This window comes from Streptomyces exfoliatus, assembly GCF_000725545.1.
GTDB classification, from domain to species: domain Bacteria; phylum Actinomycetota; class Actinomycetes; order Streptomycetales; family Streptomycetaceae; genus Streptomyces; species Streptomyces exfoliatus.
Map to the genome: position 1 here is coordinate 38,491 of NZ_JNZP01000020.1, position 20,262 is coordinate 58,752.

22 protein-coding genes are annotated in these 20,262 nt (G+C 73.1%); 14 read left to right on the forward strand and 8 right to left on the reverse strand.

Annotation, left to right across the window (positions count from 1 at the left end; all coding sequences use genetic code 11):
* The first annotated feature begins 3 nt into the window (after positions 1-3).
* The 4 genes from IO20_RS0123935 (at position 4) to IO20_RS0123950 (ending at position 2,667) form a co-directional block, all read left to right on the forward strand.
* Positions 4-477 (forward strand): RrF2 family transcriptional regulator, encoded by a 474-nt coding sequence (locus IO20_RS0123935; RefSeq protein ID WP_030553304.1) that lies wholly within the window; start codon positions 4-6, stop codon positions 475-477.
* 50 nt (positions 478-527) lie between these two features.
* Positions 528-1,754, forward strand: a complete 1,227-nt coding sequence (locus IO20_RS0123940) for an MFS transporter (protein ID WP_030553303.1) — start codon at positions 528-530, stop codon at positions 1,752-1,754.
* Entirely contained in the window at positions 1,751-2,179 is a 429-nt protein-coding gene (locus IO20_RS0123945) for a RidA family protein (RefSeq protein WP_030553302.1), read from the forward strand. The genes IO20_RS0123940 and IO20_RS0123945 overlap by 4 nt, the downstream gene beginning before the upstream one ends.
* Before the next feature lie 83 nt (positions 2,180-2,262).
* Positions 2,263-2,667, forward strand: a complete 405-nt coding sequence (locus IO20_RS0123950) for a hypothetical protein (RefSeq protein WP_030553301.1) — start codon at positions 2,263-2,265, stop codon at positions 2,665-2,667.
* Here IO20_RS0123950 and IO20_RS0123955 read toward each other — a convergent pair.
* On the reverse strand, positions 2,625-3,197 hold the full coding sequence (locus IO20_RS0123955) for a hypothetical protein (protein WP_030553299.1): 573 nt from the start codon (positions 3,195-3,197) through the stop codon (positions 2,625-2,627). The genes IO20_RS0123950 and IO20_RS0123955 overlap by 43 nt on opposite strands.
* Positions 3,198-3,383: 186 nt before the next feature.
* Here IO20_RS0123955 and IO20_RS0123960 point away from each other — a divergent pair, with 186 nt between their 5' ends.
* The 5 genes from IO20_RS0123960 to IO20_RS0123985 all read left to right on the forward strand — a co-directional run bounded on the left by IO20_RS0123960 (position 3,384) and on the right by IO20_RS0123985 (position 8,744).
* Positions 3,384-4,388, forward strand: coding sequence for an ATP-binding cassette domain-containing protein (locus IO20_RS0123960; protein ID WP_051874627.1), 1,005 nt, complete (start codon positions 3,384-3,386; stop codon positions 4,386-4,388).
* Positions 4,385-5,251, forward strand: a complete 867-nt coding sequence (locus IO20_RS0123965; protein WP_030553296.1) for an ABC transporter permease — start codon at positions 4,385-4,387, stop codon at positions 5,249-5,251. Before IO20_RS0123960 ends, IO20_RS0123965 begins: the two co-directional genes overlap by 4 nt.
* Before the next feature lie 479 nt (positions 5,252-5,730).
* Complete coding sequence (locus IO20_RS0123975; protein WP_245685018.1) at positions 5,731-6,882, forward strand: ThiF family adenylyltransferase; 1,152 nt, start codon at positions 5,731-5,733, stop codon at positions 6,880-6,882.
* 34 nt (positions 6,883-6,916) lie between these two features.
* Positions 6,917-8,143, forward strand: a complete 1,227-nt coding sequence (locus tag IO20_RS0123980; protein WP_106978639.1) for a M50 family metallopeptidase — start codon at positions 6,917-6,919, stop codon at positions 8,141-8,143.
* Positions 8,136-8,744 carry a DUF6879 family protein gene (locus IO20_RS0123985; RefSeq protein WP_030553290.1) on the forward strand — a complete coding sequence of 203 codons (609 nt, stop codon included), beginning with the start codon at positions 8,136-8,138 and terminating at the stop codon, positions 8,742-8,744. The genes IO20_RS0123980 and IO20_RS0123985 overlap by 8 nt, the downstream gene beginning before the upstream one ends.
* 22 nt (positions 8,745-8,766) lie before the next feature.
* Here IO20_RS0123985 and IO20_RS0123990 read toward each other — a convergent pair whose 3' ends face one another.
* Both IO20_RS0123990 and IO20_RS0123995 read right to left on the reverse strand, forming a co-directional pair.
* On the reverse strand, positions 8,767-9,390 hold the full coding sequence (locus tag IO20_RS0123990; RefSeq protein ID WP_030553288.1) for an FMN reductase: 624 nt from the start codon (positions 9,388-9,390) through the stop codon (positions 8,767-8,769).
* 4 nt (positions 9,391-9,394) lie between these two features.
* The gene (locus tag IO20_RS0123995) at positions 9,395-10,474 is read right to left on the reverse strand and encodes an LLM class flavin-dependent oxidoreductase (protein WP_030553287.1); all 1,080 of its coding nucleotides are present in this window, start codon (positions 10,472-10,474) and stop codon (positions 9,395-9,397) included.
* Between the two features lie 99 nt (positions 10,475-10,573).
* Between IO20_RS0123995 and IO20_RS42030 the strand changes: the two genes are divergently transcribed.
* The 3 genes from IO20_RS42030 to cobM all read left to right on the forward strand — a co-directional run bounded on the left by IO20_RS42030 (position 10,574) and on the right by cobM (position 12,782).
* On the forward strand, positions 10,574-10,735 hold the full coding sequence (locus IO20_RS42030) for a DUF6126 family protein (protein ID WP_169749540.1): 162 nt from the start codon (positions 10,574-10,576) through the stop codon (positions 10,733-10,735).
* Between the two features lie 68 nt (positions 10,736-10,803).
* Complete coding sequence (locus IO20_RS0124005; RefSeq protein WP_030553285.1) at positions 10,804-12,036, forward strand: bifunctional cobalt-precorrin-7 (C(5))-methyltransferase/cobalt-precorrin-6B (C(15))-methyltransferase; 1,233 nt, start codon at positions 10,804-10,806, stop codon at positions 12,034-12,036.
* Positions 12,033-12,782: a precorrin-4 C(11)-methyltransferase gene (cobM, locus tag IO20_RS0124010; protein WP_030553283.1), complete on the forward strand. Its 750-nt coding sequence runs from the start codon at positions 12,033-12,035 to the stop codon at positions 12,780-12,782. The genes IO20_RS0124005 and cobM overlap by 4 nt, the downstream gene beginning before the upstream one ends.
* A gap of 103 nt (positions 12,783-12,885) precedes the next feature.
* Here cobM and IO20_RS42395 read toward each other — a convergent pair whose 3' ends face one another.
* From IO20_RS42395 to IO20_RS0124020, 3 genes are all read right to left on the reverse strand, one after another.
* On the reverse strand, positions 12,886-12,960 hold the full coding sequence (locus tag IO20_RS42395; protein WP_099895366.1) for a 50S ribosomal protein bL37: 75 nt from the start codon (positions 12,958-12,960) through the stop codon (positions 12,886-12,888).
* Between the two features lie 218 nt (positions 12,961-13,178).
* Positions 13,179-13,727, reverse strand: coding sequence for a GNAT family N-acetyltransferase (locus IO20_RS0124015; RefSeq protein WP_030553282.1), 549 nt, complete (start codon positions 13,725-13,727; stop codon positions 13,179-13,181).
* 79 nt (positions 13,728-13,806) lie between these two features.
* Positions 13,807-14,931: a cobalt-precorrin-5B (C(1))-methyltransferase gene (locus IO20_RS0124020; RefSeq protein ID WP_030553280.1), complete on the reverse strand. Its 1,125-nt coding sequence runs from the start codon at positions 14,929-14,931 to the stop codon at positions 13,807-13,809.
* 15 nt (positions 14,932-14,946) lie between these two features.
* Here IO20_RS0124020 and IO20_RS0124025 point away from each other — a divergent pair, with 15 nt between their 5' ends.
* Both IO20_RS0124025 and IO20_RS0124030 read left to right on the forward strand, forming a co-directional pair.
* The gene (locus tag IO20_RS0124025; protein WP_030553278.1) at positions 14,947-15,684 is read left to right on the forward strand and encodes a cobalt-precorrin-6A reductase; all 738 of its coding nucleotides are present in this window, start codon (positions 14,947-14,949) and stop codon (positions 15,682-15,684) included.
* 79 nt (positions 15,685-15,763) lie between these two features.
* Entirely contained in the window at positions 15,764-17,317 is a 1,554-nt protein-coding gene (locus tag IO20_RS0124030; RefSeq protein ID WP_030553276.1) for a serine hydrolase, read from the forward strand.
* A 64-nt stretch (positions 17,318-17,381) separates the two neighbouring features.
* Here the strand turns inward: IO20_RS0124030 and IO20_RS0124035 are convergent, their stop codons facing one another.
* Together IO20_RS0124035 and cobJ are read right to left on the reverse strand one after the other, a co-directional pair.
* On the reverse strand, positions 17,382-18,653 hold the full coding sequence (locus IO20_RS0124035) for a hypothetical protein (RefSeq protein WP_030553274.1): 1,272 nt from the start codon (positions 18,651-18,653) through the stop codon (positions 17,382-17,384).
* Between the two features lie 155 nt (positions 18,654-18,808).
* The gene (cobJ, locus tag IO20_RS0124040) at positions 18,809-20,242 is read right to left on the reverse strand and encodes a precorrin-3B C(17)-methyltransferase (RefSeq protein ID WP_245685025.1); all 1,434 of its coding nucleotides are present in this window, start codon (positions 20,240-20,242) and stop codon (positions 18,809-18,811) included.
* Positions 20,243-20,262 lie beyond the last annotated feature (20 nt).

Consider the following 20,262-nt stretch of genomic DNA (forward strand, 5'->3'; position numbering starts at 1 on the left):
AAGATGAGCGACGGCGTGGAATGGGCGCTGCACAGCTGCCTGAACCTGGCCTGGATCGGGCCCGAGCGGGCGGTGACCGCCGCGCGCCTCGCGGCCTATCACGAGCTGCCCCCCGCCTACCTCAACAAGCAGCTCCAGGCCCTCGCCCGCGCCGGGATCGTCGCCTCGGTCTCCGGCCCCAAGGGCGGCTTCCGGCTGGCCCGCGCCCTGGACCGGATCACGCTCATGGACGTCGTCGCCGCCGTCGAAGGCCCTGACGAGGCCTTCCGCTGCACCGAGATCCGGCAGCAGGGACCCGGTGCGGGGGCGCCGGGGACGTACGCCGCCGAGTGCGCCATCGCGGGAGCCATGGGACGGGCCGACCTCGCCTGGCGGCGCGAACTCATGGCCCAGACCCTGGACGACGTCCGGCAGCGGGCGGAACTCCAGGCGCCGGCCGCGCCCGACCGGATCCGGCACTGGTTCGCGAACGTCTGACACGGCCACGCCCTCCCCGCCGGGAGGGCTTCCGAAGGGGGTGATTCTGGATGTTAGACATCCAGATCAGTGATACCAAGGGGGCCCGGCCCCGCGCCACGGGACGGTCCGCCGTCGCCGCCGTCACGCTCGGCATCTTCACCGTCATGACCGCCGAACTCCTGCCGGTCGGACTGCTCACACCGGCCGCCGCCGACCTCGGCGTCTCCGAAGGCACCGCCGCCCTCATGGTGACCGTGCCCGGACTCGTCGCCGCCCTCGCCGCGCCCCTCGTCACCGCCCGCGCGGCCGGCGCCGACCGCCGTACCCTCCTGGTCGCCTTCCTGCTGCTCGCCGCCGCCGCCAACCTGGTGTCGGCCCTCGCAGGACACCTCGCGACCGTCCTCGCCGCCCGGGTGCTCCTCGGCGTCGCGATCGGCGGGTTCTGGGCGCTCGCGGGCGGCCTCGCGCCCCGGCTCGTCCCCTCCGCCGCCGTCGGCCGGGCCACCGCCCTGATCTTCGGCGGCGTCTCCGCCGCCTCGGTCCTCGGCGTCCCCGCCGCCACCCTCGTGACCGAACAGGCGGGCTGGCGCTGGGCGTTCGCCGCCACCGGGGCACTCGGCCTGCTCGCGGCCCTCGCCCTCAGGGCCCTGCTGCCGAGACTGCCGGGCACGGGGACGAGGGCTGCCCTCGAAACGTCCGGCGCAACCGGCGGCGGGCTGCGGAAGCTCCTCGCCCTGCCCCGCCGCAACCAGCGGGTCCGGGCCGGGCTCCTGCTCACCCTCACCCTCGTCACCGGCCACTTCCTCGCGTACTCCTTCGTCCGCCCGCTGCTCACCGACCACTCCAAGATCCCCGCCCCCCTCCTCGGCGCCCTGCTCCTCGGGTACGGCGTCGCCGGGGTCGCCGGCAACTTCCTCGCAGGGGCGCGGGCCGCCCGCTCCCCCCGCCGCACGCTCACCGCCATCGCCGCCGCGCTCGGCGCCGTACTCCTGGCGGCCTTCCTCGCAGGGGACTCGGCCCCGGCCGGCACCGGACTGCTCCTCCTGTGGGGGCTCGCCCACGGAGGGGTGTCGGTCGCGCTCCAGTCCTGGTTCATGGCCGCCGCACCCGACGACGTGGAGACCGCCACCGGCCTCAACGTCAGCGTCTTCTGCCTCGCCATCGCGCTCGGCGCCCTCCTCGGAGGGCTCCTCGCCGACGCGTACTCCCTCACGTCGGTGCTCCTCGCGGGCGCCGCACTCGCCCTGGCCGCCTGCCCGGTGGCCGCACTCTCCGGAAGGAACGATCAGCCATGACCTCCACCGCCGAAGGCACCGCCGACCACCGCACCATCACCAACCCCGGCACCCTCCACGACCCGACCCCCTTCGGCTACAGCCACGCCGTGGCCGCACCCGGTGAACTCGTCTTCATCGGCGGCCAGTACGCCTCCGACGCCACCGGCGCCCCCGTCCCCGGCGACTTCGCCGCCCAGGTCGAGCTCTCCCTGACGAACCTGCGGCTCGCCCTGGAGGGCGTCGGCCTCGGCCTCCACCACGTCGTCCGCCTCGGCACGTACATCGTCGAGCACGACATGGCCAAGCTGGAGGTCCTCGGCAAGGCCCTGCACGCCCACTTCGGCGAGCGCCTGCCCGCGCAGACCCTCAGCGGGGTCGCGGCGCTCGCCCTGCCGGGGATGCTCTTCGAGATCGACGCCGTCGCCGTACGGCCCGCCGCCTGATCCACTTGCGGGGCGCCGGGCGCGGGTGTGCCCTGGAGGGTGCGGGATGCAGCAGGGGGGCGAGAGACGAAGGAGCTCCTGCCATGGCGGCACACGCAGCGGTACCCGTCCGGCGCCAGATCAGTACGCACGGCTGGGGACTCCCCGTCATCTTCGGCGTCCTCTACGGCCTCTACGCGACGACCGTCGCCCGCCACGGCGGCCCCGCCACCCTGGGACAGCTGTGGCTCGGCCTCATCTCCGCCGCCGTCCTCGCCGGCGGGATCTACGTGCTCCGCCGTCACGGCCACGTCCTCCCCCGCGAGCTGCGGGCCGTCGCCTGGGGCACCCTGACCGGAGTCGCGGTCGGCTTCCTCTTCAGCCTGTCCGACGCCAGCATCCTGTCGTCGAGCGGGCTCGGCCTCGCCTTCGCCGTGGTGGCGGGCGCCGCCGCCTACTACCTCTTCTACACCCACGAGGACGCGGCCGGCCGGCCCGCGCCGTACTGACGCCCGCCGCCACCCTCACGCTTCCCGCCGTGGCGCCGCCGCCGGTAGTAGGCGGCCGCCACGGCGGCGAGCAGCACAGGCCAGGCCACGAGCGGCGCGTAGCAGGCGATCAGCAGGGCGTCCTGGGCCGCGGTGGCCGGGATGCCCGGCCCCAGGTCCGCGTACGACGCGTACACGCCCCATCCGGCGATGGCGCACAGCCCCGCCACCCCCGCGAAGGCGGCGCCCGTCGCGGCGGCCGGGTTCACCCGGCGTCCGCCGAGGAACGGCAGCCACCGGGGGAAGACCTCGCCCCAGGAGCGGACGAGCCCCAGGGTGAGCAGGGCGAGCAGCTCGGACACCACGCTGAGGGAGACGACGTACACGGACTCGCCGGCGGACATCGCGCCGAGTTCGGCGTCCTGCGTGACCGGGAGACCGGCGACGAGCGCGAGCCGCCACAGGCCGGACGGGAGAGTGGCCAGGGGGACGGCGTGGGCGGCGAGGACGGCCCAGCGGGGCACGTCGGGAAGGGCTCGGATTCGCATCATGCCCTGAGCGTCCCGCCGCCACGTGGGCCCGGACGTCGGCCGGGAGGCCCGTCCTCCTCCGCCGGACGGGGGAGGAGGGGTCAGCCGGTGAGGCCTCCGCGCTCTGGCGGTACGAGGCCGGGCGACGGAGACTGACAGGAGCGTGCTCTCTTCTCCCGCACCCCGGAGGGGAAAGGTATGACCGACATGACCGACCTCGCCATCGAGACCGAGGGCCTGGTCAAGGTCTTCGGTACGAACCGCGCCGTCGACGGCGTCGACCTGCGGGTCCCCGCAGGGACCGTGTACGGCGTCCTCGGGCCCAACGGCGCCGGCAAGACCACCGCCGTCAAGATGCTCGCCACCCTCCTCAGACCCGACGGCGGCCGGGCCCGCGTCTTCGGCAAGGACGTCGTCAAGGACGCCGACAGCGTGCGCGGCCGGGTGAGCCTCACCGGGCAGTACGCCTCCGTCGACGAGGACCTGACCGGCACCGAGAACCTCGTCCTGCTCGGCCGGCTCCTCGGCCACAGCCGGCCGGCCGCCCGCGAGCGCTCCGCGCAGCTGCTCACCGCGTTCGGGCTCGCGGAGGCGGCCGACAAGCAGATCAAGAACTACTCGGGAGGCATGCGGCGCCGCATCGACATCGCCGCGTCCATCCTCAACACCCCCGACCTGCTGTTCCTCGACGAGCCGACGACCGGCCTCGACCCGCGCAGCCGCAACCAGGTCTGGGACATCGTCCGCGCGGTCGTCGCCCAGGGCACCACCGTCCTCCTCACCACCCAGTACCTGGACGAGGCGGACCAGCTGGCGTCCCGCATCGCCGTCATCGACCACGGCAAGGTGATCGCGGAAGGCACGAAGGGCGAGCTGAAGGCGTCCGTCGGCTCGGGCTCGGTGCACGTACGGCTCAGGGACCCGGAGCGGCGCCCGGAGGCCGAACGGGTCCTGCGGGCCGCCCTGAAGGCGTCCGTCACGCTCGAACCGGACCCGGTGGCGCTCACCGCCACCGTCGACGGCCACGGGACGGACCTCGGCGCCGCCGAGCAGGCCGCGCGGGCGCTGGCGGAGCTGGCGAGGGCCGGGATCACCGTCGACAGCTTCGGGCTCGGCCAGCCCAGCCTCGACGAGGTGTTCCTGGCCCTGACCGACAGACCTGCGGACGGCACCCCGCCCCCGAACCCCGACCGGAAGGGAACGACGGCATGACCACCGTCACCACCGGCAAGGATCCCCGGCAGACCGACGCCCTCGCGTTCGAGGCGCCCAGGGCGGAGGACCTGGCGGCCCTCCTCGTCGGCCACGAGCGTCCCCCGCGCCCCAGCGCGCTGTCCGCGTCGCTGACCTTCGGCTGGCGGGCCATGCTCAAGATCAAGCACGTGCCGGAGCAGCTGTTCGACGTGACGGCCTTCCCGATCATGATGGTGCTGATGTACACGTACCTCTTCGGAGGCGCGCTGGCCGGCTCGGTCTCGTCGTACATCCAGTTCCTGCTGCCGGGCATCCTCGTGATGAGCGTCGTGATGATCACGATGTACACGGGCGTCTCGGTCAACACCGACATCGAGAAGGGCGTCTTCGACCGCTTCCGCACGCTGCCGATCTGGCGGCCCGCGCCGATGGTCGGCTACCTCCTCGGCGACGTCGTGCGCTATCTGATCGCCTCCGCCGTGATGCTGACGGTCGGCATGATCATCGGCTACCGGCCGGAGGGCGGGGTGGCGGGCGTCCTGCTCGGCGTCGCGCTGCTCCTCGTCTTCGCGTTCTCGTTCTCGTGGGTCTGGACGATGTTCGGCCTGCTGCTGCGCAGCGAGAAGTCCGTCATGGGCGTCTCGATGATGGTGATCTTCCCGCTGACGTTCCTGTCGAACGTCTTCGTCGACCCGAAGACCATGCCGGGCTGGCTGCAGGCCTTCGTCAACAACAGCCCGGTGACCCACCTGGCCACGTCGGTCCGCGAACTGATGGCCGGGAACTGGCCGGCGACGGACATCGCCTGGTCCCTGGGCTGGTCGGTCGCCCTGGTGGCCGTCTTCGGCGCGGTCACGATGCGCCTCTACAACCGCAAGTAGGACCTCCCTGCCGGGCCCTTCCTTGACCTTCCCGCGCGGGGAAGGCCCAGCATCTGCGGTGCCGGGCGCTGCTCCTGAAGGCCTCGACGGCGTGGGGACGACCGCCCCCGTGCCGGATCTGAGCCTTCACGAGGGCCGGCCGGGAGACCGCTGGCTGCTGTGCACGGACGGCCTGTCGGCGGTCGTACCGGAACCGGAACTCAAGCGCCTTCCGGCCCCGTCCCCGCACCGGGCGGCTGCGCCCCGGTGCGGGGACGGGCCCGCGCGGGTTCGGGGTGTGCCGGGAGGCGGGGCTCCCGGAGCGGGTCCTAGTTGCTCGAGCCGTTGCTGTCGCTGGTCGTTTCCTTCTTGTCCAGCGGTCGTATGGTGATCTTGATGGCCATTTCTGCCTCCTCGACGTGGGTGTGGCGCTAGCATGCCAACGTTGCCACGGTGACATGCGAGGGCAAATGCGTTTCAGCCTCCGGGAGTTGAGGACGGTGCGAGAGCGAAGCGACACGGCCGCCGATCTGGTGCGGCCGTGCGTCAAGCCCGAGCACCGGCCCTACCGGACGGTCGACGGGCACGTGCGCATCGGAAGCGTGGTGCACGGCATCGGCGCGGAGATCGAGGACCCCGAAGGCTGGGTCTGGACACTGGTCCAGGCGATGGACGGAACCCGTGACGCCCGCCGGATCGCCGCCGAGGTCGCCGGGGCGCACCCGGCCCCCGACGAGGACGACGTACTCCGGGCGATGGCCGACCTGCGGCAGGCCGGATTCCTCCAGGACGCGGCGGCGACCGTGCCCGGGGAGCTGTCCGAGCGGGAGAGGGTCCGCTACGGCCGGGGCGTGCCGCTGCTCCGCTGGATGGACTCCTCGCCCCGGACGAACAGCTGGGACCTGCAGCTCGCCCTTGCCCGCGCGCGTGTCCTGCTGATCGGCCTCGGCGGCGCGGGCGGGATCGCGGCCCAGGGCCTGGTGGCCTCCGGCGTGGGCCGGCTGCACTGCGTCGACCCCGACGTCGTCGAACTCTCCAACCTCAACCGGCAGGTCCTCTACCGCGAACGGGACATCGGCCGGGGCAAGGTGGACGCGGCCCTGGAGTCCTTACGGGCCCTGAACTCCGACGTCACGGTGACCGGAGAGGCCGGCGAGGTGCGGGGCACCGACGACCTCGTACGGCTCCTGCGCGCCGGGACGGCGGACGGTGCTGCGTACGACCTCCTGGTGCTGAGCGCCGACCGCCCGGCCGCCCTGCGCTCCTGGACCAACCGGGCCTGTCTGCGGACGAACACCCCCTGGGTCGACGGGGGTTACCGAGGCCCCCTGGTCACCGCCGGTCTGTACACGCCCGGCAGCAGCGGCTGCCTGGAGTGCCACCGGGTCGCGCAGGCGGAGTCCCGCGACCTCGGGCTCCCGCCGGGCACGGACGAGGACACGGTGTCGCCCCGGATGCCCTGGAGCCCGGTGAACGCCGTCACGGCCTCCCTCGCGGGCGCCCTGTTCGTGTACGCGGCCATCGCGGCGCTCACCGGTGTTCCCTCGCTCCCTCCGGGGTTCCGCCTCGACTTCAACCTCGTGCTTCCGGGCGAGCCCGGTCTCGAACCCGTGCTCCGGCGCCCCGACTGCCACGTCTGCGGCGGTGTGTGAGGTGACCGGGGGCCGGGACGAGGGGGGCGGGGCCGTGGAGGTCCCCGTCGGACCCGGCTCCCGGGTGCTGCTGCATCCGCTGAGCAGGCGCGCGGACGGCTCCGAGTGGATCGTCGGCCGCCGCGAGACCCGGGTGTTCGTGGCCCTCCCCGCCCAGGGCGTGGCGGCGCTCGACCTCCTGGAGCAGGGCGTGAGCGTCGCCTCGGCGCAGGCGCGGCTGCACGCGAGGACCGGGGAGGAACCCGACATCGCGGATTTCGTACGCGACCTGATGGCGCTCGGCTTCGTGGCGGAGGTCGACGGGCGGACCGTCCCGTCCGCCCCGGTGCGTCCCGCGAGCCTCCCGAGGCTGCGCGCACGCCATGTGGCCTTCCTGCTGCATCCCCTGCTCCCCTGGGTCCCGGTCGCCCTGCTCCTCGCCGCCGTCGCGGTGCTCGTCGCGCGTCCCGGGCTGACGCCGACCTACCGCGACCTGCTGTGGAGCCCGTACGGAACCCTGGTGGTGGCGGGCGGGCTGATCGCCGGCTGGTCGATCGTCCTCGTGCACGAGCTCGCGCACCTCGCGGTGGCGAGGGCGGCGGGCGTTCCCGGCAGGATCGGCTTCGGGACACGGCTGCAGTTCCTCGTCATGCAGACCGACATCAGCGGCATCGAACTCGCCCCCCGGCGGCACCGCCTCACCGCGTACCTCGCCGGTATCGGGGTCAACCTCTCCCTCGCCTCCCTGGCCGTGCTGCTGCTCGCCCTGACCTCCCCCGGCACGACGGCACACCGTGTGCTCGCCGCGACGGTGCTGTGGGCGCTGCTGCCGCTCACCTTCCAGCTCATGGTGTTCATGCGGACCGACGTCTACTTCGTCCTCCAGGACCTCACCGGCTGCCGCGACCTCTACGGCGACGGCCTGGCCTACGCCCGGCACCTGGCCGGACGCCTGATGCGCAAGCGGCGGGCTGACGAGGATCCGAGCCGTGGCCTGCCGGCCCACGAGCGGCGCGCGGTGCGGCTCTACAGCGTCGTCCTCGTCGTCGGAACCGTGGTGTGCCTGGCCGGGTTCGCGGCCTTCACCATCCCGGCGGAGGTGCGCCTGCTGGGCGGGGCCCGGCACCGGCTGGACTCGGCGGACTCCCTGCTCGACGTGTCCGACGCCGTCCTGACCCTCGCGGCCTTCGCCGCTGTCCACATCGTCTGGCTCGTCGTCCGGTGGAGGACCATCGGGGCGCGGCGGTCCACCGGAAGAAGGAGGAACTCTTCGCATGCGTGAGATGTTCGAAGGCGTCGACGGAGTCCGGCTCGAACAGGACGCCTACACACCCGACTTCATGGAGCGCTTCTGGCGGATCGGGGCCGAGGGGTTCTGGAAGCTGGAGCGGATGCAGTCCTACGACGAGGGCGACTTCCCCAGCTGGCGGGCGTTCCGCCGGGGCGAGTGGGAGGAGTCGCTGAAGCTGATCGAGGAGCTGCGCCCGGAGTACGAGGAGTACTTCGGGAAGATCGAACGGTCGGGCATCGGTCACCACCGGGTACGGATCGTCGAGCGGCCCGTCACCCCGTACATCCAGTGGGAGCTGAACGTCCTGCACGTCAAGAACGGCTACGGCGAGCGGGTCACCGTCCTCGACGCGGAGCGGGTCGCACCGCGCGAGCAGGGGGAGCCCCTGCCCGAGCTGTGCGTCCTCGGCGGCGAAGCCGTCTACGTCGTCGACTACACCCCCGAGGGCGTACCCGACGGCGCCACCCGGTACGACCAGCCGGAGGTCGTCGCGCGGGCCCGTGATTTCGTGCGCGAGCTGTACGCGCAGGGGGAGGACCTGGCGGCGTACTTCCCGCGCGAGATCGCCCCCCTGGCGGCGCCGGCCGTCTGACCCGGGCCTCGCGGCGAGCTGATCAGTCCAGGCGCAGGTCCGCCAGCTGCCGCTCGAAGGGGACGATCTCGTCCTCGTCGGCGTTCCGGGACGGCCGGGCCGCGACCATGTCCGCGAACTCGCTTCCGGCCCGGTTGATCCGGGACGGCAGACCGTCCGTGTACTCGTCGCCGCCCGAGCCCCAGTCCTCCGACGCCGCGTAGACGGCGGTCGGGGCGACGAGGGCCCGCAGGTAGGCGAAGAGCGGCCGGAGCGCGTGGTCCAGGACGAGCGAGTGGCGGGCGGTGCCGCCGGTCGCGCCGACGAGGACCGGGACGCCGGTCAGCGCGGCCGGGTCGATCAGGTCGAAGAACGACTTGAAAAGACCGCTGTACGAGGCCGTGAAGACCGGGGTCACGGCGATGACCCCGTCGGCGCCCGTCACCGTGTCGATCGCCTCCTGGAGCGCGGCCGAGGGGAAGCCGGTGACGAAGTTCTTCGCGATGTCGACGGCCAGGTCGCGCAGTTCGACGACCTGGACGTCGACGGCGTACTCCTGCTCGGCCAGCCGGTAGCGGGCCGCCTGGAGGAGGCGGTCGGCGAGCAGCCGGGTGGAGGAGGGGGAGCTGAGTCCGGCGGAGACCGCGACCAGCTTCAGCGTCTGCATGGCGTCAGACCTCCTTGGACGCGAGGACGGCGGGGTGGAGCGGGGCCGTGGCCGGGACCCCGGCCGGACGCAGGCTCTCGAACTCCTTGCGCAGCACCGGGACGACCTCCTCGCCGAGGATGTCGAGCTGCTCCAGGACCGTCTTGAGGGGCAGCCCGGCGTGGTCGACGAGGAACAGCTGCCGCTGGTAGTCGCCCACGTAGTCGCGGAAGGACAGGGTGCGCTCGATGACCTCCTGCGGCGAGCCGACGGTCAGCGGGGTCTCCCGGGAGAACTCCTCCAGGGTGGGGCCGTGGCCGTAGACGGGCGCGTTGTCGAAGTACGGGCGGAAGTCGCGTACCGCGTCCTGCGAGTTCTTGCGCATGAACACCTGGCCGCCCAGGCCGACGATGGCCTGCTCCTCCGTCCCGTGGCCGTAGTGCGCGTACCGCTGGCGGTAGAGACGGACCATCTTCTCGGTGTGGTGCTTGGGCCAGAAGATGTGGTTCGCGAAGAAGCCGTCGCCGTAGTAGGCCGCCTGCTCGGCGATCTCGGGGGAGCGGATGGAGCCGTGCCAGACGAACGGCGGGACGCCGTCGAGCGGGCGCGGGGTGGAGGTGAAGCCCTGGAGGGCGCTGCGGAACTTGCCCTCCCAGTCGACCACGTCCTCCCTCCACAGCTTGTGGAGGAGCGCGTAGTGCTCGATGGCGAGCGGGATGCCCTGCCGGATGTCCTGTCCGAACCACGGGTAGACCGGGCCGGTGTTGCCCCGGCCCATCATCAGGTCCACGCGGCCGTCGGCGAGGTGCTGGAGGGTCGCGTAGTCCTCGGCGATCTTCACCGGGTCGTTGGTGGTGATCAGGGTCGTGGACGTGGAGAGGATCAGGTTCTCCGTGCGGGCGGCGATGTGCCCGAGGAGCGTGGTGGGGGAGGACGGCACGAACGGCGGGTTGTGGTGCTCGCCGGTCGCGAAGACGTCGAGTCCGACCTCCTCCGCCTTGAGCGCGATGGCGACGGTGTTCTTGATCCGCTCGTGCTCGGTCGGGGTACGGCCGGTGGTGGGGTCGGTCGTCACGTCGCCGACGGTGAAGATCCCGAACTGCATCGTGCTCACCTCTCGCCTCGGGGGCTGTTGGTTGAATCGTAAACTATCCGCTCCAACGGCGCACCCCCCTCCTCTATTCCCGCCCGTACCCTGGAGCGCATGACCCCCGGCGACGACGAGACATACGACAAGACCTACGACAACGAGAGCTGGAAGGAGCGGGGCGTGATGCTCCGCGTCTTCGTCTACGTCTTCGCCACCCACGCCTTCGCCGGCTTCGTCTGGCTCCTCTTCTACGTCGGGCAGAACGCCCAGAAGTAGGGGCCGTCCCACCTCGGGCGGAACGCCCAGAAGCAAGGTCCGTGCCGGGCTCACGTAAAGTCCCCGACGTGAACGCTGCGATATCGGTGGTGCCGGTCGTCGGGATCGGCGCGGACGGCTGGGACGGGCTCCCCGAGACCTCCCGCCGCGTCCTGCGCACCGCCCAGGTCCTCATCGGCGCCCCCCGCCAGCTCGACCTGCTGCCCGCCGGCGACTGCCCCGGCGAGCGGATCACCTGGCCCACCCCCCTGCGCCCCGCCGTCCCCGGACTCCTCGCCGCCCACGAGGGCAGGACGATCGCCGTCCTCGCCAGCGGCGACCCGTCCTTCTACGGCATCGCCCGCACCCTCGCCGAGACCGTCGGCGCCCAGCGGCTCCGCGTCCTGCCGCACCCGTCCTCCGTCTCGTACGCCTGCGCCCGCCTCGGCTGGCCCCTCGAAGCCGTCGAGACCGTCTCCCTCGTCGCCCGGCCCCTCGCCGCCCTCGCCGCCGCCCTCCACGACGGCCGCCGCCTCCTCGTCCTCGGCGAAGGCCCCGGAACCCCCGCCGACGTCGCCGCGTACCTCCGCGCCACCGGCTGGGGCGGCACCCGCGTCCGCGTCCTCGAACAGCTCGGCGGCCCCCGCGAGCGGCTCCTCGACGCGACCGCCGCCGACTGGGCCCTTGAGCGGACCGACGCCCTCCACGTCCTCGCCCTCGACTGCGTACGCGACCCGGACACCCTCCGGCTCGGCGCCGTACCCGGCCTGCCCGACGAGGCGTACGAGCACGACGGACAGCTCACCAAGCGGTACGTACGCGCCGCCACGCTCGCCGCCCTCGCCCCCGCCCCCGGCGAACTCCTCTGGGACATCGGCGGCGGCTCCGGCTCCATCGGCGTCGAATGGATGCGGACCCACCGCTCCTGCCGGGCCATCGCCGTCGAGAAGTCCCCGGAGCGCGCCGCGCGCATCACCCGCAACGCCGACGCCCTCGGCGTCCCCGCGCTCCAGGTCGTCACCGCCGCCGCACCGGACGGGCTCGCCGCCCTCCCCACCCCCCACGCCGTCTTCATCGGCGGCGGCCTCACCGCCCCCGGCCTCCTCGACGCCTGCTGGGACGCCCTCCCCGCCGGCGGCCGTCTCGTCGCCAACACCGTGACCCTGGAGTCCGAGGCGCTGCTCGCCGACCGCTACCGCCGCCACGGCGGCGAACTGGTCCGGCTCGCCGTCTCGACCGCCGTCCCGGTGGGCGGCTTCACCGGCTGGCGCCAGGCGATGCCGGTCACGCAGTGGTCCGTAACCAAGGAAGAGGAAGCATGACCGTCTACTTCATCGGCGCGGGCCCGGGCGCGGCCGACCTCATCACCCTGCGCGGCGCGCGCACGCTCGCGTCCTGCGGGGTCTGCCTCTACGCCGGGTCGCTCGTCCCGACCGAGCTGCTCGCCGAGTGCGGACCGGACACGCGCCTCGTCGACACGGCCGACCTGGACCTGGACCGGATCGTCGCCGAGATCGCCCGCGCCCACGACGACGGCCAGGACGTGGCACGCCTCCACTCCGGCGACCCGTCCGTCTTCAGCGCGATGGCCGAGCAGATGCGCCGGCTCGACGCCCTGGGCATCCCGTACGAGGTCGTCCCCGGCGTCCCGGCGTACGCGGCGGCCGCCGCCGCGCTGAAGCGGGAGCTGACCGTGCCGACGGTCGGCCAGACGGTGATCCTCACCCGGATCGCCCAGCAGGCCACCCCGATGCCCGAGGGCGAGGACCTCGCCACCCTGGGCCGCAGCGGCGCCCTGCTCGTCCTCCACCTGGCCGCCCGCTACGTCGACCGGGTCGTCGCCGAACTCGTCCCCCACTACGGCGCCGACTGCCCGGCCGCCGTCGTCGCGATGGCCAGCCGGCCGGACGAGATCGTGCTGCGGGGCACCCTGGAGGACATCGCGGCCCAGACGAAGGAGGCCGGGATCACGAAGACGGCCGTCATCCTGGTGGGCCGCACGCTCGCGGCCACGCAGTTCCGCGACAGCCACCTGTACGACCCGGCGCGGGAGCGGCACGTCTGCTGACCGCCCGCGACCGCCACGCCTGCTGAACCGTCCGTGACCGCGTGCGGCGGGGCCCCGGGAAGTCCGATCCCCGGGGCCCCGGCGCATGTCACGTCCCGCGCGCCTACGCGTTCGGCCGCTTGCCGTGATTCGCCTTCTTCTTCTTACGGGCCCGCTTCTTGTTGCCACGCTTCGCCATGGGACTCCCTCTCGCTCGGGGGGTGTGCCTTCGTAAGCCTAGGTTCGGGGCTCCGGCGTCGCATGTCGGTGCCACGGTCTTGGATGGACCCATGACCGTCTACGACGTGGCCCGGACGCTGCCGGGGATCGAGGAACTGCGCGACCACTCCCGTCCTTGACCTGTCGGATCTCCCGGAGGATGAGCATGCCCTGCGCGGCTTTGGCGGCGCTCTTTAGTCAGCCCGCCGGCCACTCCGGCGCCAGCACCGACATCACCGTCGCGTCCACCCGCTCCCCCTCCCACAGCAGCGCCCCCCGCAGCACGCCCTCCGCGCGGAAGCCCGCCTTCTCGTAGGCGCGGTGGGCGCGCGGGTTGAAGGCGTAGACCTCCAGGGAGATCCGGTAGAGGCCCAGCGACCCGAAGCCGTACCCGACGATCAGGCGGGTCGCCTCCGTACCCAGGCCGCGCCCGACCACGTCGGGGACGAGCCCGATGCGGAAGGAACAGCTCTCGTTCGGCTCGTCCCACAGGCTGAGGACCGCCTCGCCCACGACCCGGCCCGTCGCCCGCTCCACGACGGCGAGGTCGAGCCGGTCGTCCTGGTCGCCGCGGGAGCCGTACCACTTCCGCAGCGCCGCCTCGTCGAAGTGCGCGTGGTTCCCGGTCAGCCGGTTCGCCTCCGCGTCCTCGAACATCGGAAGGAGGGCGGGTACGTCCTCCTCGGTGACGGGTCGGAGGACCACCAGGTCGCCGGTGAGGATGGGCTTGTGCAGGAAGTCGGGCATCCGGGCATTCTGCGGGCCGCCCCGGCCGCCTGTCGCCCGGATTACCGGCAACCGCCGCGCGCCCCCGCCCGGCCCAGCCTCACTTCCCCGGCCCCGCCACCACCGACCGCCCCACCACCGTCCCCGCCCGGTCCACGCAGACCACGTCCACCGCGACCGGGGCGCCCCGCAGGACCGACAGGGCCTCGTCGCGGGCGCGGGCGGCCACCAGGTCGCCGAGGGGGACGCCGGCGGCCTCGCAGAGGCGGAGGGCGGCGAGCCCCGTGTTGGCGCCGGCGATCTCCGCCGCCAGGGAATCCGACGCGCCGCCGGTACGGGCCAGGTCGGCGAGGAAGGCCTTGTCGACCTGGGAGCGGGCCGAGTGGAGGTCCAGGTGGCCCGCCGCCAGCTTGGACAGCTTCGCGAAGCCGCCGCAGATCGTGAGGCGGTCGAGCGGGTGGCGGCGGACGTACTTGAGGACGGCGCCCGCGAAGTCGCCCATGTCGAGGAGCGCGATCTCCGGCAGGTCGTACAGCGTCGACACGGTCCGCTCGGACGTCGAGCCGGTGCAGCCCGCCACGTGGGTGAGACCGCCCGCGCGGGCCACGTCCACGCCCCGGCGGATGGAGTCGATCCAGGCCGAGCAGGAGTACGGGACGACGACACCGGTCGTGCCGAGGATCGACAGGCCGCCGAGGATGCCGATCCGGGGGTTCCAGGTGGAGCGGGCGATCTCGGCGCCGTGGTCGACGGAGACGGTGATCTCGACGTCGCCGCCGCCGCCGTGCAGGGCGGCGACCTCGGCGACGTGCTCGCGCATGAGCTGCCGGGGCACCGGATTGATCGCGGGCTCGCCCACGTCGAGGGGGAGGCCGGGAAGCGTGACGGTGCCGACGCCCTCGCCGGCCCGGAAGACGACGCCGGAACCGGGCGGCAGGAGCCGTACTGTCGAGCGGATCACGGCGCCGTGGGTGACGTCCGGATCGTCGCCCGCGTCCTTGACCACGGCGGCCATGGCGGACCCGCCGGACAGGGACTCGGCGGTGAGCGCGAACGACGGCGTCTGGCCCTTGGGCAGCGTGATCGTCACCGGGTCGGGGAACTCGCCGGTGAGCAGGGCCGTGTACGCGGCCGTCGTCGCGGCCGTGGCGCACGCGCCCGTCGTCCAGCCCGGCCGGAGACCGGTGTGCTTGAGTTGGGCCTCACGCCCGCCGCCTGACGTCACGAAAGGGCTCCTGTGGTGCACATACTCATTCTCGGGGGGACCACCGAGGCCCGCTCCCTCGCGGGCCTGCTGCACGGCAGGGTCCGGGTCACCAGCAGCCTCGCGGGGCGGGTGGCGAGCCCCCGGCTGCCGGCCGGTGAGGTCAGGATCGGCGGCTTCGGCGGTGCCGAAGGACTGGCGGAGTGGCTGCGGGAGCACGCGGTGGACGCGGTCATCGACGCCACGCATCCCTTCGCCGAGCGGATCAGCTTCAACGCGGCCGGGGCGGCCGCCACCGCCCATGTTCCCCTGCTGGCGCTCCGCCGCCCAGGCTGGGTCCCGGAGAAGGGCGACGACTGGCACGAGGTGGCGTCCCTCGACGCCGCCGCCGGGGCCCTGGACGGTCTCGGCGACCGCGTCTTCCTGACGACGGGCCGCATGGGCCTGGCGGCGTTCGCGGCCTGCCCGCAGTGGTTCCTGGTCCGGTCGGTGGACCCCCCGGAGCCCCCGATGCCGGCCCGCGCGGACGTCCTTTTGGACCGGGGCCCGTTCACCCTGGCCGGCGAACGGGAACTCCTCGCCCGCCACCGGATCGACGTCCTCGTCACGAAGGACAGCGGCGGCACGGCGACAGCCCCGAAACTGACCGCGGCCCGCGAGGCGAACATCCCGGTCGTGGTGGTCCGCCGCCCCCCGGTCCCGGCGGGCGTACCCGTGGCGACGACCCCCGAGGAGGCCGCCGCCTGGGTGTTGCGGGGGCCGACCGGGACCTGAGACGTGCCGGGGTGCCCCGGCTCCGTCCGGCCCGTTCCCTCCGCGCGACAGGTGATTCCTCCCGGCGTTCAATGGAGGAATGGAGACCGTCCGATGGCTGGTCACAGCAGGGCTCGTGTCCGTTCTGGGCATGGCCTCCGGTACAGGGCCCACCCCGACCCCCGAGCCGCCGCCGGCGCAGCCGCCGCCCGTGCTCGACCGGGCGGACGTCGATCGGGCCGTCGGGCGGATCGACGCCGATGTCGCGGCGCTGATGAAGCGCACCGGGGTGCCCGGGGTGTCCGTCGCCGTCGTGTACGAGGACAAGGTCGTCCACCTCAAGGGGTACGGGGTGCGCGAGGTCGGCAAGGACGCCCGGGTCGACGGCGACACCGTCTTCCAGCTCGCCTCGGTGTCGAAGCCGATCGCCTCCACCGTCGTCGCCGGGGCCGTCGGCGTCGAGGGGTGGCAGAAGCCCGTCGCCCCCGAGCTGCCCGAGTTCCGGCTGAAGGACCCGTGGGTGAGCTCCCACGTGACGGTCGCCGACCTGTTCTCGCACCGCAGCGGTCTGCCCGACCACGCGGGCGACCTCCTGGAGGACCTCGGCTACGACCAGGAGTACATCCTGTCCCACCTGCGATACGAGCCCCTGGCGCCGTTCCGGGCGAGTTACGCGTACACCAACTTCGGTCTGACGGCTGCCGCGGAGGCCGTCGCCGCCGAGAAGGGTGTGCCGTGGGAGAAGCTCGCCGAGGACACGCTCTACAGGCCCGCCGGCATGAACGACACCAGTTCCCGCTTCCAGGACTTCGCCTCGAACCCCGACCGGGCCGTCGGCCATGTGAAGGAGGCCGACGGGACGTGGAAGGCGTCCGTACGGGACCCGGACGCCCAGTCGCCCGCGGGCGGCGTCAGCTCCTCGGGCCGCGACATGGCGACCTGGCTGCGGCTCCAGCTCGCGAACGGCTCGCTGGACGGGAAGCGGATCATCGAGGAGGAGGCCCTCGACCTGACCCACCACCCCGAGTCCGTCGCCTCACCGGCGCACGCGCCCGCGGGCCGGACCGGCTTCTACGGTCTCGGCTGGAACGTGGCGTACGACGACGAGGGCCGGCTGCGCCTCTCGCACACCGGCGCGTTCGAGCTCGGCGCGCACACCAACGTCACGATGCTGCCGGGCGAGCGGCTCGGGATCGTCGTCCTCACCAACGGTGCCCCGGTGGGCGTCGCGGACGCCGTCTCCCTCGACTTCTTCGAGACCGCGCAGAACGGCGAGCCCAGCCGGGACTGGGTGCCGCTCCTCGACGGGATCTACCAGCAGCAGGCGGACGCCGACCGGTCCCCGACCGACTACGCGAAGAAGCCCGCCGACGCCGCTCCCGCGAAGGCCGACAGCGCCTACACCGGCACGTACACCAACGCCTACTACGGCAGGCTGACGGTGGCCGAGGAGGGCGGCGGCCTGGTCCTGCGACTGGGGCCGGAGCCCCAGTCGTACCGGCTCACGCACTACGCCGGGAACACGTTCAGCTTCCCGACCCGCGGCGAGAACGCCGTCGGCCTCACGGGCGTCACGTTCTCCCCGGACGGGAAGACCGTCCGCGTCGAGTACCTGGACCAGGAGGGCCTGGGCACCTTCACCCGCGCCCGCTGAGCACGGGTCGGCAGGGCCGCTCGGCCGAGCACGGGTCGGCAGGGCACGGTCGGCTGTGCGCCGGTCAGACGATGGCGTTGTAGATCTGCCAGCTCCAGCCGATCTTGATGCGGGTGGCGGCCGGGGTGTCCTTGTACAGCCAGAGGTTCCCGGCCGTGTCGCGGGCGATGCCGTCGCGGCCGCTCCAGCCGTCGATGTCGCCCGTGCCCCGGACCGCGTTGTACGTGTTCCAGCCGCCGCCGACGCGGACGCGCGGCTTGTACGGGGCGCGGTCCATGTCCGGCGCCGTCGACGCCCTGGGCTCGTACGACCAGAGCACTCCGGCGCTGTCCCGGGCCACTACCCGGTCGCCGATGGTGCTGATCAGGTTGTACGCGTTCCAGCCGCCGCCGACCCGCACGCGGGGCTTGAGCGGTGCACCGGTGCTGTCGCCGCGCTCGTACGGGTAGTTCCAGAGGACGCCGTCGCGGTCACGGGCGATCAGCCCGTGGTATCCGGCGGAGATGGAGGTGTACGTGTTCCAGCCGCCGCCCTCGCGGACGCGCGGCTTGAACGGGGCCGCCGGGTCGCCGGAGCCCTCGTGGTACCAGAGCACGCCGTCCTTGTCCCGGGCCACCAGGCTGCCGTGGCCGGACGCGGTGGTCCAGGAGAGCTTGGTGAGGGCGGTGTAGCCGTTCCAGCCGCCGCCGACGCGGGTCCGCGGCTTGAAGGGGCGCGCGGGGTCGGCGGTGCTCTCGTACTGCCAGAGCACGCCGTCCTTGTCGCGGGCGTGCACCGTCGTGCGGTCCCCCGCCTCCGGGGTGCCGGGGACGAAATGGAAGCCCACCGGTCCGCTCGCGACCACGGTGCCGTCGGAGTCCCGCATCTCCAGCCTGCCGTCGCGCTCTCCGGCGTAGGCGTAGTGGGCGAGGGCGCTGATCCGGATGTCGTAGGTGATCGTCCGCTGCGCCATGGTGGCCGGCAGGGGTGTCACGTCGTCCGGGTTCCACCAGCCCCAGTTGCAGTCCTCGAACGGCTCGCCGTTGACCGAGCAGGCGGTGTCGGGCACGTACTCGTCACCGGCCGAGGGGGTGGGCAGACCGATGTCCAGCCGGGGAGTGACCGCGCCCGTGACGGTCTCGGGCAGCGTGACCGTGATCCGGGTGGTCACCGCCGCCTGGCCCGTGCGGACGACCAGCGGGCCGCCCTCCTGGACCACCGTGCCGGCTTCGGCGGTCTCGGTCGCTCCGGCGGTCACCGTTCCGGCCGTGACCGGAGCGGCCGCGGCCACGGTGGCCGGGACGACGCCGGCGACGAGTGCGGTCGCGGTGACCAGGGCTGCACGGAGTCGTGCCACGGATCCCCCAGGAGATCGGGTGGAGCGGGAGGGCGGCGTACTGCGACGCCCTTGTTTTCGGACACCCGTGTGACCCCTGAGGTCAGGCAAAGGTTGCCCGGCGTTCCACCCGAGGTTCTCCGGGCTCCCGCTCCCACCCGTACGTACTGCCGCTCCTACCCGTACCGCCGCGGTGTCCACGTGATCGTCCGGCCGTCGGCGCGTTCGACCGCTCGGGTCTGGGACGAGCCGATCAGGAGCAGGGTCCGCATGTCCACCTCGGACGGGTCCAGGGTCTTGAGGGTCAGGATCCGGACCGACTGCTCCGGGCCGCCGACGTCCCGCGCGACGACCACCGGGGTCTCTGGCGAGCGGAGTTCGAGGAGCAGGTCGCGGGCCGCGGACACCTGGTGGGTGCGGGACTTGGAGCCGGGGTTGTACAGGGCCAGGACCAGGTCCGCCTCCGCCGCCGACCGCAGGCGCGTCGCGATGACGTCCCAGGGCTTGAGCCGGTCGGAGAGCGAGATCGTCGCGTAGTCGTGGCCGAGGGGGGCGCCCGCGGCGGCGGCGGCCGCGTTGGCGGCGGTCACCCCGGGGAGGACCCGTACGGGAACGTCCGCGTACGCCGGTTCGCAGGCGACCTCCAGGACGGCGGTCGCCATGGCGAAGACGCCGGGGTCGCCGCCGGAGACGACCGCGACCTTGTGGCCGCGCCGGGCCAGGTCGAGGGCGAACTCGGCGCGTTCGGACTCGACCTTGTTGTCGGAGCCGTGCCGGATCTGCCCGGGGCGCAGCACCGGCACCCGGTCCAGGTAGGTGGTGTAGCCGACGAGGACGTCGGCGTTGACGAGCGCGCCGCGCGACTCGGGGGTGAGCCAGGGCGCGCCGGCCGGGCCGGTGCCGACGACGACGACCTCGCCCCGGTCCCGTACGGGGAGTTCCTGGTCGATACGGGAGGGGAGGACGGCGACCGAGAAGTACGGGACGGTGTCCGGGTCGACGTCGCTCAGCTTCTCCGTCCGCTCGCCCGCCATGAACGCCCGCTCCACGTACCGGGCGTCGTCGAGCCGGCCAGCCCGCTCCAGGGCCCGCTTCACGGTGGGGAAGGTGCGGCCGAGCTTCATCACGACCGCCGAGTCGGTGCCGGCGAGGCGGGCCGTCAGCTCGTCCTCGGGCAGGGTGCCGGGGATGATCGTGAGGACCTCCTCCGCCTCGCACAGCGGCTCGCCGAGCCGGGCCGCGGCGGCGGAGACCGAGGTGACGCCGGGGATGACGGTCGTGTCGTAGCGGTCGGCGAGCCGCTTGTGCATGTGTTGGTACGAGCCGTAGAACAGCGGGTCGCCCTCGGCGAGGACGGCGACCGTGCGGCCCGCGTCGAGGTGGGCGGCGAGGCGGGCCGCGGCCTCCTCGTAGAAGTCGTCGAGGGCGCCCCGGTAGCCGCCGGGGTGGTCCGTGGTCTCCACCGTGAGCGGGTACATCAGCCGCTCCTCGATGTGGTCCTCGCGGAGGTGTTCGGCGGCGATGGAGCGGGCGATGGAGCGGCCGTGCCGGGCCGAGTGGTACGCGATGACGTCGGCGGCGGCGATGGCCTTCACGGCGGCCACCGTCATCAGGTTCGGGTCGCCGGGGC